Annotated in this window: 9 protein-coding genes and 4 tRNA genes; 3 read left to right on the forward strand and 10 right to left on the reverse strand. The window is 60.7% G+C overall.

Annotation, left to right across the window (positions count from 1 at the left end):
• Positions 1-26 precede the first annotated feature (26 nt).
• The 7 genes from JH25_RS22220 to JH25_RS22190 all read right to left on the reverse strand — a co-directional run bounded on the left by JH25_RS22220 (position 27) and on the right by JH25_RS22190 (position 10,895).
• Entirely contained in the window at positions 27-8,564 is an 8,538-nt protein-coding gene (locus JH25_RS22220; RefSeq protein ID WP_032877030.1) for an SDR family NAD(P)-dependent oxidoreductase, read from the reverse strand.
• Positions 8,561-9,670, reverse strand: a complete 1,110-nt coding sequence (locus tag JH25_RS22215) for a MupA/Atu3671 family FMN-dependent luciferase-like monooxygenase (RefSeq protein ID WP_032877031.1) — start codon at positions 9,668-9,670, stop codon at positions 8,561-8,563. The genes JH25_RS22220 and JH25_RS22215 overlap by 4 nt, the downstream gene beginning before the upstream one ends.
• Before the next feature lie 30 nt (positions 9,671-9,700).
• Positions 9,701-10,069 (reverse strand): putative quinol monooxygenase, encoded by a 369-nt coding sequence (locus JH25_RS22210; protein WP_032877032.1) that lies wholly within the window; start codon positions 10,067-10,069, stop codon positions 9,701-9,703.
• A 306-nt stretch (positions 10,070-10,375) separates the two neighbouring features.
• A tRNA-Asp gene (locus JH25_RS22205) sits at positions 10,376-10,452 on the reverse strand.
• 19 nt (positions 10,453-10,471) lie between these two features.
• A tRNA-Val gene (locus JH25_RS22200) sits at positions 10,472-10,547 on the reverse strand.
• 176 nt (positions 10,548-10,723) lie between these two features.
• A tRNA-Asp gene (locus JH25_RS22195) sits at positions 10,724-10,800 on the reverse strand.
• Between the two features lie 19 nt (positions 10,801-10,819).
• Positions 10,820-10,895 (reverse strand) — tRNA-Val (locus JH25_RS22190).
• A 159-nt stretch (positions 10,896-11,054) separates the two neighbouring features.
• Here JH25_RS22190 and rdgC point away from each other — a divergent pair.
• From rdgC to sugE, 3 genes are all read left to right on the forward strand, one after another.
• Entirely contained in the window at positions 11,055-11,975 is a 921-nt protein-coding gene (rdgC, locus tag JH25_RS22185; protein ID WP_003172886.1) for a recombination-associated protein RdgC, read from the forward strand.
• 166 nt (positions 11,976-12,141) lie between these two features.
• Positions 12,142-13,101 (forward strand): bile acid:sodium symporter family protein, encoded by a 960-nt coding sequence (locus JH25_RS22180; RefSeq protein ID WP_032877033.1) that lies wholly within the window; start codon positions 12,142-12,144, stop codon positions 13,099-13,101.
• 112 nt (positions 13,102-13,213) lie between these two features.
• The gene (sugE, locus tag JH25_RS22175; protein WP_010211634.1) at positions 13,214-13,528 is read left to right on the forward strand and encodes a quaternary ammonium compound efflux SMR transporter SugE; all 315 of its coding nucleotides are present in this window, start codon (positions 13,214-13,216) and stop codon (positions 13,526-13,528) included.
• A gap of 107 nt (positions 13,529-13,635) precedes the next feature.
• Here sugE and JH25_RS22170 read toward each other — a convergent pair whose 3' ends face one another.
• The 3 genes from JH25_RS22170 to JH25_RS22160 form a co-directional block, all read right to left on the reverse strand.
• Positions 13,636-15,510 (reverse strand): MFS transporter, encoded by a 1,875-nt coding sequence (locus JH25_RS22170; RefSeq protein WP_032877034.1) that lies wholly within the window; start codon positions 15,508-15,510, stop codon positions 13,636-13,638.
• Between the two features lie 59 nt (positions 15,511-15,569).
• Positions 15,570-16,718: a TDT family transporter gene (locus tag JH25_RS22165; protein WP_032877036.1), complete on the reverse strand. Its 1,149-nt coding sequence runs from the start codon at positions 16,716-16,718 to the stop codon at positions 15,570-15,572.
• A gap of 111 nt (positions 16,719-16,829) precedes the next feature.
• Positions 16,830-18,017: an MFS transporter gene (locus tag JH25_RS22160; RefSeq protein WP_032877038.1), complete on the reverse strand. Its 1,188-nt coding sequence runs from the start codon at positions 18,015-18,017 to the stop codon at positions 16,830-16,832.
• Between the last annotated feature and the right edge of the window lie 88 nt (positions 18,018-18,105).

The raw sequence follows: 18,105 nt of genomic DNA on the forward strand, positions 1-18,105 counted from the left end.
ACCTGCGACATTGAAAGTCATGGTTGCTACCGCTGCGCCAACACGTCTTCGACCACTGCGCAAGCGCTGTCAGCCGCCAAGGCGCCACTCTGCACCTGGTTCAGGATCGTATCGAGCAAGTCATCGGAGCTGTGTACAACCTGCACCCGGCGATCGACCTCATCCGCCAGGGACTTGAGCGTGGGCCAGGTGTAGATCGCGTCGGCCGCTAGTTGAATGGAAAAGTGCCGGCTGACCCCGCGCATCCATTGTGTGCCTGTGACCGAGTCCATTCCCAGGTCCAGGAACTGCGCGCCACTGCGCAACTGCCCAGGGTCGAGAAACAACAGTTCACCCAGGCTTTGCTTGAGGTAGTCCTGGATCGACTCGCGTTGCGCACTTGCCTGCGCGCCAGGCTGCGGTGCCGATGCCACTGGCTCGCGCTGGACCGGCGCAGCCGTTGCTTGAGTTGGCTGAAGCTGGGTGCCCACCCATTGCGTAAAGGCCTTGAATACCGGATAGGTATAAATGCCGTCGGCGGGAATCTTCAACTGGTAGTGCTTGTTGATTTCACGGATCCATTGCGCGGCGATCACCGAGTCCAGACCCAACTCCAGGAAGCGGCTGCCGTCGCGTATTTGGCCTGGCTCGCAATACAGCATGGCCGCCAGGCTCTGGCGCAGGAACTGTGCACATTCGTCGTCGGCCACTGGGACAACCGGCGCCGCCTTGGCCGCTAAAGGCGCGGGTTGGCTGAGTATCCGCGGCGCGGGCGGCACGATGGGTGCGCTATCAGCCACAGGCAAAGTATCCAGTGCACGCAGGCGAATCTTGCCGCCCTGCGCCACGGACGCCACAGACTCAACCGAGACCGCCACCTCACTCGGCGCCCAATAACGTTGCCGGGCAAACGGGTACGTCGGCAGGCCAAGGCGCGCTGGACGGTGCGAGTGATACAGCGGTGACCAGTCAACCGCTTCGCCTTGCACCCAGCGACGCAGGATGCCCCCCAAGTCAGCCTGGTCGAACATCTGCCGAATGGCGGCGCAGGCTTGCTCACTGGGACGCGTCGCCAGGCTGTGCGCCTCGGGAAGGCAGCCGGACCACCAGGACGGCCCCTCTAGCGCGCCATCGATAAAGGCGCGCAGCTCACGCACCAGTTCGTCGCCCGAAGTGACCAACAGCGCCACCCGCCACTCCCAGGCCTCGCGCCCCACTTGCAGCGTGTAGGCCAGGGCTTGCAGGTCTGGCTCGCGATTGGCCGCAGCGTCCAACCACCAGTCCACGAGCCGCTGCGCCACCTCCAGCAAGGCTTCGCGAGAGCGTGCAGAGAGAACGATGGGTAACGGCGCAGTCACTGTCATCGCCGCGTGAGCAGCTTGGGCCAGCGGCGCCTCGCTGACGATCAGGTGAGCATTGGCCCCGCCGGCGCCAAAGGAGGAAATGGCAGCCATGCGCAGGCCCGGGACGCCATCGGAGCCGAGCGGGCGCTCCCAGGGTGCCAGCGTACGCTGCACACGAAAGGGGGTTTCGCTGAAGTCGATATTGGGATTGAGCGTTTCAGCGTGCAGTGAGCTCACCAGCAGTCCGTGCTTCATTTGCAGCAATACCTTGGTCAACCCGGCGATGCCCGCAGCGCTTTCGCAATGACCGATATTGGACTTGACCGACCCCAAGGCGCAGAACTGCCGGTCCGGCGTGTAAGCCCGCCACGCACGGGACAGGCCGGCCACCTCGATCGGGTCGCCCAACACCGTACCCGTGCCGTGAGCTTCTACATAACCGATCTGCCGCGGCTGCACATTCGCCTGGCGCAAGGCACGGCTGATCACCGCGGCCTGGGCTGCCGGATTAGGCACTGCATAACCGTTGGTTCGCCCGCCATGGTTGATGGCACTCCCGCGAATCACTCCATAAATACGGTCGCCATCGGCCTGGGCCTGATGCAGCGGTTTAAGCAGTACAGCCCCCACACCCTCACTGGGCACGTAACCGCTGCCACTGGCACCGAAGCTTTCACAGCGGCCACGTCGGGAGGCAAATTTGCCTGCCCCCAGCATGAGGAACTTGGCGGGGTGAATCGATACATTCACGCCTCCGGCCAGCGCTACTTGGCATTCGCCACTGTGCAGGCTCTGGCAGGCCAGGTGAATAGTCGTCAGTGAGGACGCACACATCGCATCGATGGCCATGCTTGGCCCATGGAAACCGTTGACGAACGAAACGCGATTGGCAATCGACGATGGGCTCATGGACAGCACCAGCGGCCGCCCCTCGGCAGTCTGTTGCGCCCCATACAGTTGGTACTCTTCGTACGTTACGCCGACGAATACACCGACCATGCCCTCGGCATCTTCGTGACGGGCGCTGGCTGCCAGGCCCTGGCGGGTATAACCGGCGTCTTCAATGGCCTCGTGAGCGGTCTGCAGGAACAAGCGCTCCTGGGGCTCCATGGCCATCGCTTCACGCGGCGAGATACCGAAAAACGCCGGATCAAATTCAGCCACTCCATCAATGAACCCGCCCCAGCGCGCGTAGGTCTTGCCCGGCGCGTCTTCATCAGCGCTGTAATAACGGGAGTGGTCCCAGCGCTCGGTGGGAATCTCACTGATACAGTCGCGCCCTTGGCTGAGTACCTGCCAAAACTCTTCCAGGGTGCGGGCCTGGGGATAGCGCCCGGCAAGGCCGATGATGGCGACGTCAAAGCGTTGCGACGTCTCCTTGGCGGATGCAGGCGATTGCGCGGCGTCGGCAGGCACGGGGTCGTGGCTGGCAATACCGGCCACCCGCGCCTCATCGGGGCCTGACGCCAGCGTGCCCGCTACGTCGGCGACCAGCGCCACCAACGTCGATGCATGCTCGCGACACAGGTATGCGGCCAAGGCGCGCAGCGTCGAATACTCAAAGAACAAGGTTTTGGGCAGCGCGCCGAATTGCGCCTCCAGCGCGGCGGTGATCGTCATGACCATCATCGAGTCCAGCCCGTAGCGCTCCAGCGGCTCATCACTGTCCAGACGATCCTCCGGCCATTGCACCACAGGGGATAGCACCCGTTTGAGCACTTGCAACGCATGCTCGAGCAGCACTTGCGCTGAGGCGGTGCCGGCCACGGCACGCGGCGCAGTGCCGGCGTGTAGCTGGGCAGGCAGGTGGGCCACCAGATCGTCGAGGCAACGCACTTGCCGATAAACCAATGGCGACACCTCAAGCCCGCATTCGCGATCAAGTGCCTGGATCAATTGATTAAAGCGCGCCTGATCCAACCCATAGCTGTCAAAGTCGTGGTCACCCTCAAGCTCGCTGGTCGCGATGCCGAGCACTTGCCCCGCCAACCTTTTCACCACGTCAAGCATGCGTGTATCAGCGGGCAGCGTCGCCTCGTTCGACAGCGGATGCAGACGCCGGCGCAGGCGCTGTTCATCCCCTTCTATCACCACGATTCGGCACGCATCACTGTCCATCACTTGATGAAACGCCGCAACGCCGTGTTCGCGACTCAACGGGATCATGCCCGACTCACGCTCCAGCAACGCACTGGCCTGTGCATCCAATTGCATGCCGCCGTCGCGCCACAGCCCCCAGGCAATCGAAACGGTTCGGCCTCGACGCTCGCCCATCTGGACCTGCTGGGTGCGCTGTTCGGCGAACCCATCCATGAAGCCGTTGGCCGCCGCGTAGAACGCCTGGCCCGGGTGCCCGACGGCTGCCGCGGCGGATGAAAACAGCACGAAACAGTCCAGGTCGCAGTGACGCGTCGCCTGATCGATCGACCAGGTACCGCCCACCTTGGCCGCCAGCACCCCATCGCCGTGTTGGTGTTTGAAATTACGCAAGAACTCATCGTGCAGCGTTCCTGCACAATGCAGCACACCATTGAGCGCACCGTACTGGGCTTGCACATCAGCCACGAGCCGTTCGGTAGCCGCCTCGTCACTGATATCGACTTGCTCATAGCTGACCTGGCCGCCCATGCGCCGCAGGGCATCCAGCCGATCCTGGCCGGCCTGGCCCAAGGGGGAGCGCCCCACCAGTACCACGGTTGCGCCTTCGACACGGCTGAGAATATCGGCGGCGAAACACTGCGCCAACCCGCCCATTCCCCCTGTCAGCAGATAGACACCCGCGTTCTTCCACCTACAGCGGTGCGTATCATCCAGTACTGTCGCCTGCGTCCACTGACGGGCATGGCCACCTTGAGCGTCGAACCGCAACCACGGATGAACCTCCAGGGCCGCAGCCTGCTCCACGGCGTGCCGAACCTGCGTAAAAGTGAAGCTCTGGTCGATTTCAACCAACTGCGTTCGCAGCTTGCTGCTTTCAAGTTGCGCCGACCTCAGCAGCCCATGAATGCCACTCAGCCACGCAGATCGATTGACGGGTATTACCACTTGTACCGAGATAACTTCGTGCGCCGCATCGACAATGATCTGGCGCAAATGCTCAGCAATTTGCCCGACACAGTGCACGTAGCGTTCTGTCGGCAAGCCCTTTGGCGTCAGCACCTGCCACCCTGGATGATCCGACCGTTCTCCAGGCCACTCACACAGGATGACGTGGCGCCGCCGAGGCGCCGCCGCCGCAGGTGAGGCCTGCACCGGCTGCCAGCGCGGGCGCACCAATAATGTCGCGGCGGTGGTAGGTGGTACGGGCGCCCTGCCAGGCTGCGCCGGGGGCCGGGCCACGCTGCCAAGAGGCACCAGTTGCGGTGCCCTGGGGATGGGTTCACGGTCGAACGAATAGCCCGGCAAACTGATAAGACGGGCAGTACCCGGCGCCACCAGGCGCGCCCAGTCGATCACCTCCCCCGCTCTCCATAACTGGGCTAATTGCGCCCATTTGCTCTCGGCATACCACTGATCAAGCAACGTCAGCGCTGATTCATCTTGACCGAACAAACTCAGGCGGTCGGCGTCCTTGAGCGTCGTGGACTGCACGCCCGGGTGGGCCTCACCGGCACAATAGCGACGCAATGCATCCATGAGGTCGGCAGTCGACGTGGCGATGCAACTCAATCGCGCATTCATGGCCTGGCGGCCCACCTGCAGCGTGTAGGCAATGTCACGCAAGGGCAGCGACGGATTGCGTTCCAGAAACACTAACAAGGTGTCCACTTGTCGTACAAGTGCAGCCTCATGGCGTGCCGAAAGGACAATCAGGTAGTCGGCCCGCACATCTTCGGCGGGTTCGGCACGCACAGGGGCCTGGCGCAGGATCACGTGGGCATTGGCACCGCCGGCACCGAAGGATGACAGGCATGCAATGCGCTCTTGCGCGCCCTCGCCGTCGACGTCCCACGGTTCCAGCGCCTGAGGCACGCGAAAAGGCGAGAGGCTGGCGTCGATATCCGGGTTCATCTGCTGCGAATGCAGCGACGGCGCGATTTGCCCGTGGCGCATCTGCAGGAGGACCTTGCTCAGGCCGGCAATACCAGCCGCAGCTTCAAGATGGCCGATGTTGCTCTTGACCGACCCCAGGCGACAGAAGCCGGTGCGCTCGGTGTCCTGGCGAAACGCCTCGACCAGGCCGCGAAATTCGATGGGATCGCCCAGCGCCGTACCGGTGCCGTGGGCCTCCACATAGGTAACCTGGTCAGCACTGACGCCGGCCCGGTCCAATGCCAGGCGAATCATGGCGCGCTGGGCTTCGGGGTTGGGCACCGTGTAGCCATTGGCTTTGCCGCCATGGTTGACCGCACTGGCGGCGATGACGCCGTGAACCATATCACCGTCCGCCAGCGCGCGTTCCAGCGGCTTTAGCAACAGCGCCCCCACTCCTTCGCCGGGAACAAACCCATTGGCCCCCGCACCGAACGCTCGCGACTTGCCATCGGCGGATAACACGCCCAGTCGTGCGAACTCGGCAAAGGTGGAAGGGTGGGTGTAGGCATTGACGCCACCGACAACCGCCACGGTGCACTCGCCTGCCTGCAAGTGCAGGCAGGCCTCATGCACCGCGGTCAGCGAAGAAGAACAGGCGGTATCCACGGGCAGGCTAGGCCCGGTAAACCCGAAGCGATAAGACACGCGGTTGGCGATCGAAAAAAACGAATCTTTATAGTTATCGTGCCCGGCCTTGGACACTCCCACGAATACGCCGACCTTCTCCTGCTCCAGAGACGCAGGCGTATACCCGGCATCTTCCAGGGCATGCCATGCGCACTGGATGAATTGACGTTCCTTGGGGTGCATGTAGGTAGCTTCGGCCAGGGAAAAGTTAAAGAACATTGGGTCGAAGTCATCCAGGCCTTCGATGAAACCACCCCATTTACCGTAGCTTTTACCCTCTTGGATCGCACGCTGGCGGTCCGCGTTAAAATGCTCGTCAAGGCTCCAGCGTTGCTCGGGCACGGTTTCGATGCAGTCCCCTGCGTTTGCCAGGCAATCCCAGAACGCCGACAAATCCGCTGACTTGGGATATACCCCGGCCATGCCGATTATCGCGATCTGCCCACGCGCGCCCGGACTGGGCAGGTGGTAAGGGGCGGCAATGCGCTGCGCAGGCGCGCAAGCCAGCCAGGCCACCAGTCGCGCCGGCGTAGCGTGCTCGAACAGTACCGCTGGCTCGACCACGATGTCCTGGTCGCGCATATGCCGGCAGAGTTGACGCACCATCATCGAATCAAAACCCAACTCACTGAACTGCGCGTCCAGATCCAGTGATGCCGCAGGCTGTTCCAGCGCTTGGGCCAATGCTTCACGTACCGCTTGCTCGGCGGCGTCCGGGCTCCAGGCTCGGCGCCCTGTACGCGATGTACCAGGAGCCGGATACGCCGCCATGGGTGCAGGCGCGTCATACCAGAACGACTGGGTATCAAAGGGGGTCGTCGGCAGGGGCACCCGTGGTGCGCGGGTGGCCTTCGCCATCGGGCGCTCACCCGCCAGCCAGAGCTCGGCCCAAGGGTCAAGCGCCGCGTCCGTAGGCGCTGCGACGTCCTTGGCGAAGACAACTGCGCCCGTAAGATCGCCCGTGTGTAACTGGGCTAGCACATCGAGCAAGCCTGGGCGCTCCATGGCCACGATGACCACGGCGGCGGCAAATTTCTCGCGCCCGAATTTGAGCGTGTCGCTGACACTTTCCAGGCACAGCGTCGGCTCATCGATCAAGGCCTGGTGCATTTGTGCCGCGAGCAGCGCCAGCAGCGCCGGGGTCGGCGCGCTAAGGGGGAACAGCAATGGGGCCTGACTCGGCACCACACGACCGGGCGCTTGGTGCACGTATTCTTCGACTAGAATGTGTGCGTTGTTTCCGCCTGCGCCATAGGAATGCAAACCCGCCAGGCGCGGGGTAGCCTGGCGTGGCCAATCAACGGTATGGGTAGCGAGCCTGCAAGGCTGTCCGGCGGTATGCAGGTGGAGATTGGGCTGCTCAAAGTCGAGGATTTTATGAATCTTTTCGGTCTGCAAGCTGCGGATGATCTTGAATAGCGCGCCAATGGCTGAAGCGGCATGCATATGTCCGCTCATCGGCTTGAGCGTGCTGATAGCGCACTGGCCTTCCTGCAACTGCACGCCTTGCTCCCGTCCCAAGGCCAGCAAGCCATGATTAAGGGCATCCCACTCAGCGATATCTGCCACGGGGTTGCCCATGCCCTGGGCTTCGATGTAGCTGACGTGGCGTGGATCGATCCCCGCCCGTCGGTAGCAATCCTGTACCAGGCTTGAATGTGCGGACACACTGGGCGCAGCGATTGACGCCGCGTCGCCGCCGTTGTAATTGACCGCCGTATTGCGGATCAGCCCATAAATATGATCGCCGTCGGCCTCAGCCTTCGACAACGGCTTGAGCAACAGGCTGCACACGCCTTCGCCGCGCAGGTAGCCGTCAGCGCCGGCGCCGAAGGATCTCACGGTCGGTTCGGGGCTCATTTGCCCGCTTTGCGACAACGTCACGAACACGTCCGGGCGCAGCAGCAAATTGCAGGCACCGACGATCGCAGCATTGATCTGGCCACTGCGCAGCGCGGTGACCGCGTGATGAAGCGCGACGGCACCGCCGGCACACATCGCATCGATTCGTTCGCTTGGCCCACGCAGGTCATAGAAATGTGACACCCGGTTGGCGAGCATACTGGCCGCCTGGTCCAGCCCTTCGCCGGGATCAATCTGGGCCTGGAGTAGGTTGAGGTGGTATTCGTTACGCTCGGCGGCGATAAATACACCGGTGGCCGAGCCTTTCCAGTCAGTGTGGCGATAACCGGCGTCTTCAAACGTCTGGCGCACCGACATCAGCAACAAGCGTTGTTGCGGATCCATCTTGCGCGCCTCCGCCGGCAACATGCCAAAAAAGACCGGATCGAATTGATCGATGGCGGGTATAAACCCGCCCCAACGGGTGCGCATTTTCCCTTCTTCAATATTCGATCCGGCGTACCAGGACGTGAAGTCAAAGCGCGTCGCCGGGATCTCCTCGATCAACGAACGATCATCATCCAGCGCCTGCCAGAACTGACGTACGCTAGCCGACTGCGCGACGTTGGCGGACAACCCGATGATCGCCACCGGTTCAGGAAAGGACGGGGCAGGCTGGGCCTTGAGCGAGGCATTGATGGCGGCGGCGAGGCGAGCTTTCTTGCGTTCGATATTCACTGTGCTGACCGCTCCTGGAACGAGGCTACGAGTTGTTCAAGGTAGGGCAAGGACTGATGCACCACGGCGTAGTCCACGCCGAAATCCATCAGGCAGGCAATCTCATCGACGCCGGTCTCAAGCACTTGGCCGACTCGATACCGAACCTCATCGACCGTACCGAACAACGCGCCGGTTTCGTAATACCGCTCAAATGCGTATTGCAGGACGTTTTCCTGCTCTGTGGCATCCAGGGGACGACCGTCAGGCGTCGCCCGTGCTTTCATGTGGGCTACCAGTGAGCTGCGGATATAGTCTTTGAACGGTGCTTCGACGGCTCGGCGAACCCAGGCGCTATCGGGCCCGACCAGGGTATGCAGCATAAGGGTGACGCGCCCGGAAGCCGGGTCGAATCCCGCATCGCGGCGCGCTTGGCGATAAAGCCCAATTTTTTCGGCCAGGTCCGGCAGGTCAATGCCGTACAACATCGTGAAGACGTTGAAACCCGCCTTGCCAGCGGCAATGAACGACTCTGTATTCTGCGCTACCAGGATCCAGACATTCAGGCTGGTCTGTAGGGGTCGGGGAAAGGTGACGACCGACACTGGATCGCCACCAGGCCCCGGGAATGAAAGGCGCTCACCCGCCCATAAGCGACGTACCTGCTCAATGCGTTGCCACATCACCTCGCGCCGGTCCTCGTAGGCGTGCGGCGCCAAGAGAAAATCAGGCCGGCTCCAACCTGAGCCGAACCCAAGGTCTACCCTTCCGCCAGAGAGTACATCGTTCATCGACCAACTTTCGACCACGCGCGCCGGGTGATGCAGGGGCAAACTGATGCCTGCGGTGCGAAAACGAATGTGTCGGGTTTGGGGGATGAGTGACGCCGCCATTACTGCGGAATCGGGGTAAATCGCGCCAAACTCGTGGAAATGACGCTCAGGAAAATACACGGCCTCAAAACCCTGCGCATCGCCAAACAACGTCAACGACCGAGCGAACTCATATTTCTCGCTGGCGCTGATGTCTTCGCGCACATCGGAAAAAAACAACAGGCTGAAGGCAGGCTGACGCGGCGCACGCGCAGCGTTCGTCACACCCAGGCCGAGTAATTGTTCAACTGACATGTCTTGAGGCCTCTTGTAGATACATCGGGTTCACGCCACCACAGACGGTCGGCTGAAACACTGTTCCAGTTCGAAGAACTGCGGCTTCATAAACGCCAGGGGGCCACGTAACTTGTCCAGCTCCTCTCGGGGCCCATGCACTTCATAGCGAACAATTGAAGCCAGGTGAAACGCCTCGGAATTCAGCTCAGCGATATTGACCAAGTGGTTCAAAAGCCCTTGGGCATCGCTGTAGACCTCCCGGCAATGGCCTTGAGTGCCATTGAAGCTGAAACCGTAGTACAGGCATCCGGGCTCTTTAGAGGTCTTTTCGATAAACACGGCGCAATACGCCTTGAACGCTTCAAGGTGACGTTCGGGGATTTCGAAATAAGGCATGGCCATGCAGGTGCGATTCATCTTCGGCCGTTCCGTTAGAACCAATGTCCACGAGACCTTACCGCAGCAAGACGAACTGGCACTCCTATCAGCACTTAGGATTGACAAGGTTCTTCAATAGGGATAAAGGCTGCGCACGAACCCTGAAGGCGTGACGATTGACAGCGCAGGATTGGCGACCCAAATAAGACGATGAGGACGCTAGGATGGGCGAGCGAACGCTATGGTTGGAGAGCAACGGCGAGAAAAAATCCGGGCACAAAAAAAGCGGCCAATGGCCGCTTTGTTCGTAGTTTCCAGGTGTTCAGTGGGCCTGGAAGCAAAATATGGCGCAGCGGACGGGACTCGAACCCGCGACCCCCGGCGTGACAGGCCGGTATTCTAACCGACTGAACTACCGCTGCGCGTAACACTTGAAGCGAATGGTGGGTGATGACGGGATCGAACCGCCGACCCTCTGCTTGTAAGGCAGATGCTCTCCCAGCTGAGCTAATCACCCTTCGTTTCGGTGTGGGCGCATCATACACCAAAAAATCGTAATGTCTTGATTTAAATGCAATTTATTTAAAAAAAGTTCCGCGTACGATTTTTTGCCATATTCCGGACAAAGAAAAGCCCGCGATTAAGCGGGCTTTCTGTGGTGACCTGGCGTTCAGCGTTCCAGGTGACCGAATATGGCGCAGCGGACGGGACTCGAACCCGCGACCCCCGGCGTGACAGGCCGGTATTCTAACCGACTGAACTACCGCTGCGCGTAACACATGAAGCGAATGGTGGGTGATGACGGGATCGAACCGCCGACCCTCTGCTTGTAAGGCAGATGCTCTCCCAGCTGAGCTAATCACCCTTCGTTTCGGTGTGGCGCGCATTCTACGTAGCGACCCCATGTCTGGCAAGCACTTTCTTAAATCTTTTTTTTCAGCCCTTCCAATGGCTTAGGCAGGGTTGGCCTACGGCGTGATCAAGAGAATAATGCCCCCCTTTGTATAGAGGAGAGACTCACCCCATGTGGTTCAAGAACCTGCTTATCTATCGCCTGACCCAAGATCTGCCTGTTGATGCCGAGGCGTTGGAAGCGGCCATGGCCACCAAGCTGGCGCGCCCGTGTGCAAGCCAGGAGTTGACCACTTACGGTTTCGTTGCACCCTTCGGTAAAGGTGAAGACGCTCCCCTGGTTCACGTCAGCGGAGATTTTTTGCTGATCGCCGCGCGCAAGGAAGAACGCATCCTGCCAGGTAGCGTGGTGCGTGACGCACTGAAAGAGAAAGTCGAAGAGATCGAAGCCGAGCAAATGCGCAAGGTCTATAAGAAGGAGCGCGACCAGATCAAGGATGAAATCATCCAGGCCTTCCTGCCGCGTGCCTTTATTCGTCGCTCGTCGACCTTTGCTGCGATCGCGCCGAAACAGGGCCTGATCCTGGTCAACTCGGCCAGTCCCAAGCGTGCGGAAGATCTGCTGTCGACCTTGCGTGAAGTGATCGGCACCCTGCCCGTCCGTCCGCTGACGGTAAAAACCGCACCGACCGCAATCATGACCGACTGGGTCACTACCCAGAAACCGGCCGATGACTTCTTCGTCCTCGACGAATGCGAACTGCGCGACACCCATGAAGACGGCGGCATCGTGCGCTGCAAGCGCCAGGACCTGACCGGCGAAGAGATCCAACTGCACCTGACCACCGGCAAGGTCGTGACCCAACTGTCCCTGGCGTGGCAGGACAAGCTGTCCTTCATGCTCGATGACAAGATGACCGTCAAACGCCTGAAATTCGAAGACCTGCTGCAAGACCAGGCGGAACAGGACGGCGGCGACGAAGCCCTGGGCCAACTGGATGCCAGCTTTACCTTGATGATGCTGACCTTCGGTGAGTTCCTGCCGGCGTTGGTGGAAGCGCTGGGCGGGGAAGAAACCCCACAGGGCATCTAAACAACACCGATCCAATGTGGGCACGGTCAGTGTGGGAGCTGGCTTGCCTGCGATAACGGAGTGTCAGCCAGAGTAGTGCCGACTGATACACCGCTATCGCAGGCAAGCCAGCTCCCACATTTGATCGCGTCGCCCTATTCAACACTCTAATAACAAGGACATCCCCATGCGTGCACTCGCTGCCTTGAGCCGCTTCGTCGGCAATACCTTCGCCTACTGGGTGTTGATATTTGCCGTGCTCGCCTTCCTCGAACCCAGCTGGTTCATCGGCCTGAAAAGCGCCATCGTCCCGCTGCTGGGCCTGGTGATGTTCGGCATGGGGCTGACCTTGAAACTTGAAGACTTCGCCGAAGTCGCTCGCCATCCATGGCGCGTGGCCTTGGGTGTGGTCGCGCATTTTGTGATCATGCCGGGCGTGGCATGGTTGTTGTGCCAGGTCTTTCACCTGCCGCCGGAAATTGCCGTCGGCGTGATCCTGGTCGGCTGCTGCCCAAGCGGCACCTCGTCCAACGTGATGACCTGGCTGGCCCGCGGCGACCTGGCGTTGTCGGTGGCGATTGCCGCCGTCACCACCCTCCTCGCCCCACTGCTCACACCTGCGTTGATCTGGCTACTGGCCTCGGCCTGGCTGCCGGTATCGTTCATGGAGCTGTTCTGGTCGATCCTGCAAGTGGTGCTGCTGCCGATTGTGCTCGGCGTGGTGGCGCAACGGGTGCTGGGCGAGCGGGTTCGTCATGCGGTGGACGTGCTGCCGCTGGTGTCGGTGGTCAGTATTGTGATCATCGTCGCGGCCGTGGTTGCCGCAAGCCAGGCGAAGATCGCCGAATCGGGCCTGCTGATCATGGCGGTGGTGATGCTGCACAACAGCTTCGGTTACCTGCTGGGCTACTTCACCGGGCGCTTGTTCAAGTTGCCGCTGGCGCAACGCAAGTCGTTGGCGTTGGAAGTCGGTATGCAGAACTCCGGGCTGGGTGCCGCGCTGGCCAGTGCGCACTTTTCGCCGCTGGCGGCGGTTCCCAGTGCGTTGTTCAGTGTCTGGCACAATATTTCCGGCGCATTGCTGTCGACGTATTTCCGCCGCATGAGCGAAAAGGAAGACCGTCGCGCCCTGGAAACCGCCCCGTAAGCTTGATCGCCTGATCCGTTTTCGGCACTCTACCAAGCTTCGCGAGGACGACCTCGCGACGCTATCAGGCGCTTACCAGGGGACGACCCCACTTTGTAGAAGCGAGGTCATCATGTCCTGGATCATTCTGTTTTTTGCCGGGTTGTTTGAAGTTGGCTGGGCCGTCGGCCTGAAATACACCGACGGTTTCAGCAAGCCACTGCCCACCGCCCTGACGATTGCCGCCATGGCCGTCAGCCTTGGGTTGCTGGGGCTGGCCATGAAAGAGCTGCCGCTGGGCACCGCCTATGCGATCTGGACCGGCGTAGGTGCCGTGGGCACTGTGATTGCCGGGATTATCCTGTTTGGGGAGTCCATGGCGTTGTTTCGGTTGGCGAGTGTGGCGTTGATTATTTGCGGGCTGATTGGACTCAAGATTTCCACTTAAGCCACTACGCTATCGCAGGCAAGCCAGCTCCCACATTTGACTGTATTCACAATTCAAAAGGTGGGAGCTGGCTTGCCTGCGATGAGGCCCTGACAAACAACGGAAAACTACCTGACACTCCCCCGCAAACCACCCACTACTGCCTGCAACTGCACTGGCGTTGCCGCCTCCACAACAATCGGCTCACCCGCCACCAACACCACCCGCGACCAGATCCGATGAAAGAAGCCCTTGTGCGGATCGCGACTGAAGAAACTCCCCCACAGCCCCTGCAACGCCATCGGAATCACCGGCACCGGTGTCTCCTCCAGAATGCGCGTCACCCCACCACGAAATTCATTGATCTCGCCATCGGCTGTCAGCTTGCCTTCCGGGAAGATGCACACCAACTCACCTTCCTTCAGATACTGGGCGATCCGCGCGAACGCCTGTTCGTAGATCTGCATATCCTCATGGCGCCCGGCAATCGGAATCGCCCCGGCGGTGCGGAAGATAAAGTTGAGTACCGGCAAACGGTAGATCTTGTAGTACATGACAAAGCGAATCGGCCGACGCACCGCGCCGCCGATCAACAGCGCATCGACAAACGACACATGGTTGCACACCAGCAACGCCGCGCCTTCATCCGGAATAGCCTCCAGGTTGCGATGCTCCACGCGGTACATGGAATGGCTGAGCAGCCAGATCATGAAGCGCATGGTGAATTCGGGGACGATCCTGAAGATGTAGGTGTTGACCGCAATATTGAGCAGCGACACCACCAGGAACAACTCGGGGATCGACAGCTTGGCCACGCTCAACAGCAGGATCGAAACGATGGCCGAGACCACCATGAACAATGCGTTGAGAATGTTGTTGGCCGCGATAACCCGTGCCCGTTCGTTCTCGGCAGTGCGCGATTGGATCAGCGCATACAGCGGCACAATATAGAAGCCACCGAATACGCCCAGGCCGAGGATATCGAACAACACCCACCAGGCCTGGCCGTAGCTGAGCACCGCGAGCCAATCGTTGGCCTGGACGTTCTGCGGGAAGCCGCCGGAGTGCCACCACAGGAGCAGGCCGAACACCGTCAGGCCAAACGAGCCGAAAGGCACCAGGCCGATTTCCACCTTACGCCCGGAAAGCTTTTCGCACAGCATCGAGCCCAGGGCGATGCCCACGGAGAAAACTGTGAGGATCAGGGTCACCACGGTTTCGTCGCCGTACAACCACTCCTTGGCGTACGCCGGGATTTGCGTGAGATAGATCGCACCGACAAACCAGAACCACGAGTTGCCGACAATGGAACGCGACACCGCCGGCGTCTGCCCCAGGCCCATGCGCAACGTCGCCCAGGACTGGGTGAAGATATTCCAGTCCAGGCGCAGTTGCGGCGTCGAAGCCGCCGCGCGCGGGATGCTGCGGCTGGCGAGGTAACCCAGCACCGCCACGCCGACAATCGCCACCGCCACCACCGGCGCGTAATGGGTGGAAGACATCATGATCCCGGCACCAATGGTGCCGGCCAGGATCGCCAGGAACGTGCCCATTTCCACCAGGCCGTTACCGCCGACCAGCTCGTCGTCGTGCAATGCCTGAGGCATGATCGAGTACTTCACCGGGCCGAAGAGCGCCGAGTGGGTGCCCATGGCAAACAGCGCCAACAGCATCAATTCAAGATGATTGGTCAGGAAGCCCGCCGCGCCGACGGCCATGATCACGATCTCGCCGATCTTGATCGCACGGATCAACGCGTCCTTGTTGAATTTCTCGCCAAACTGTCCGGCCAGTGCCGAGAACAAAAAGAACGGCAGGATAAACAACAAGGCGCACAGGTTGACCCAGATAGAGCGGTCGCCCTCGATGCTGAGCTTGTAAAGGATGGCCAGGATCAGCGATTGCTTGAAGATGTTATCGTTGAACGCGCCCAGCAACTGGGTGATGAAAAACGGCAAGAAACGCCGTGTGCGCAGCAAGGTGAATTGGGAAGGATGGCTCATCGTCGTCCGTGTTCCTGCGTGGCCTTTATTTATCAGGCCACGACTTTACCTAATCCTGCTTACTTATTCGCTAGTCCTGCAATGCAGGGCGAAACAAAAAGCTCGCCTTTATAAGCCCCCTGCACGGTGCGCTTGGCCACGATCAGCCACATCAACGCCAACGCCACCACCAGCGCACTGCCGAAGATGCTGAAGAACCCCAAATGCAACACGTTCGCCAGTTTCAGCGTGGCCAAGGCGTAAACCCCCAGCGGGAAGGTGAAGCCCCACCAGCCCAGGTTGAACGGGATCCCGGCGCGCAGGTAACGCAGGGTGATCAGCACGGCGATCAACATCCACCACAGGCCAAAACCCCATAGGGTGATACCTGCAATCAGGCCCAGGCCATGGGCCATTTCACCGACATTCTCCAGGCCATTGGCGGCGAAGATCGCTGGCGCATCGCCCCCCAACAGCAACATGCCCAAGGCACCGGTACCAATCGGCCCCAGCGCCAACCAGCTCGACGCCGCCATATTGGCGTGGGGCAATTTATGCAAGGCCATGCGCAGCATCAGGATGGTCAGGATGCTGAACGCCACCGGCAGGGAAAACGCCCATAGTACGTAGCTGGTCACCAGCATCACCAGTTGCGCATGGGCATCGGCCAGGTGCGGCGCGAGCAAGCCGCCGCTGGCCGCCGCCACTTCGGCCGCCACCACGGGCAACAGCCAGACGGCGGTCATCTGGTCGATGCTGTGCTCCTGGCGGGTGAACATCATGAACGGGATGAGTACGCCGCAGGCCAGGGACATGGCCACGTCCAGCCACCACAGGGCTTCGGCCAACGGGATGACATCACTGCCCCAACGTGGCAGGCCGAACAACAGCAATCCGTTGAGAATGGTCGCCAGCCCCATGGGGATGGTGCCGAAGAACATCGAAACCGTGGAGTGCCCGAAAATGCGCCGCGCCTCGTGGAAAAACATCACCCAACGGGCGGCATACAACACGCTGAACAACACGAACAGGCCGATGGTGAACATCCACAGGCCTTCAGCGACAGCGTGCAAGCCTGGCAAAGTGACCGGCAACTGAGCCAGGGCCAGCGCCAGCACCCCGGTGCCCATGGTGGCGGCAAACCAGTTCGGGGTGAACTGGCGAATCACTTCCCGGGGACGGGTCAGGTGGCTGAAAGGTTTGTAACGGTGGGTGGTCGAGCAGGTCATGATTTGATCCTCTTCCTCGCATGAGGTTGAGGTCATGGTAGAACCTGAATGAATATCTATATAACGGGTAATATCTCTAACTGTTATCTACTTTATAGATATTTGCCATATCTACGCAGCTGCCCGGCCCCGGGCAGAGCCCTGCCACAACTGCCCGCCAAGAGCCCCCAACGCCAACAGAATAAGGACCGCAGCGTAGCCATCTGTGGTGACGACGAGGCCAAACTCCCGGCTCAGATTGCCCGCCACCAACGCCGGTACGCAGAATGCCAGGTAGCTCAGTACATAGAATGCCGACATCAACCCCGCGCGCTCATGGGGCAACGCCAACCCGACGATACTGCGCACGCTGCCCATAAAGCCGCCGCCGAAACCAAAGCCGGCGATCACACTGGCGACAAAGAACAACCACAGGCTGGCCGTCTGTACGGCAACCAGCAACAGCCCCATGCCGACGGCCAGCAGCGCCGCCGACAGGCGCATGACCTTGTCAGCCGCACGGTTGCGCAGGCTGTAGATCATGACCGCGCCACTTAACGTGACCACCGCGACCAGCCCCCCGCCGATCAAATGCGAGGTCGACCCGGTGGCGACCCGCACCAGCGAAGGCGCCAAAGAAGAAAAGAACCCACCCAGCGCCCATACCGCCACATTCAACGGCATCGCCAACCACAAGGCCCGACGCGCTTGCGGTGGCACATGCAGGGTGGGCGCCAGGGACTTCAAGGCCCCCGGTATACGACTGACCGTCTCGGACAACCGCCAGACATACACGGCCTGCAGCACCATCAAACCCAGCAGAGTGAGATAGATCAATTGCGTCGGCCGTGGCGCGTACTCCACCAGCAAACCGCTACCCAGCCCGCCACTGGCCATGCCCAGCATCGGCGCAAGGCTGTTGAGCATCGGGCCGCGCACCCGGTCAGTATCGAGCAGCGTCGCACTCAGCACCGCTGTGGCAGTACCGGTCGCAAAACCCTGTAATGCACGTGCAGCGAGCAGATAGGCCGTACTGTCCGCGTTGATAAACAGCAGCATCGCTACGATATTCAGCAGCAACGCGGCAAAGATCACCGGCTTGCGCCCCAGGTAATCCGAAAGCGAACCCACCGTCAGCAGCGCCGCCAACAGGCTTAGGGCATAGACGCCAAAGATAGCCGTCAGCATCGCGGCCGAAAAATGCAGGTTGTCCTGATACACCTGGTACAACGGCGTCGGCGCGCTGGAGGCGGCGAGAAAGGTCAACACTGTGATCACGAGGAACGTCAGGCTGGACCGCTGGGAATTGACGCTGATCATGGCACACTCCGCTAAAGCTAATATTTTGCTTTTGTGGAGTGTGCTACTCGCTGACGCTTAAAGCAAATTCTTTGTGTTAAGGTTTTAG

Origin of the sequence: Pseudomonas sp. BRG-100 (assembly GCF_000737955.1) — a bacterium.
In the GTDB taxonomy this organism is placed as follows: domain Bacteria; phylum Pseudomonadota; class Gammaproteobacteria; order Pseudomonadales; family Pseudomonadaceae; genus Aquipseudomonas; species Aquipseudomonas synxantha_A.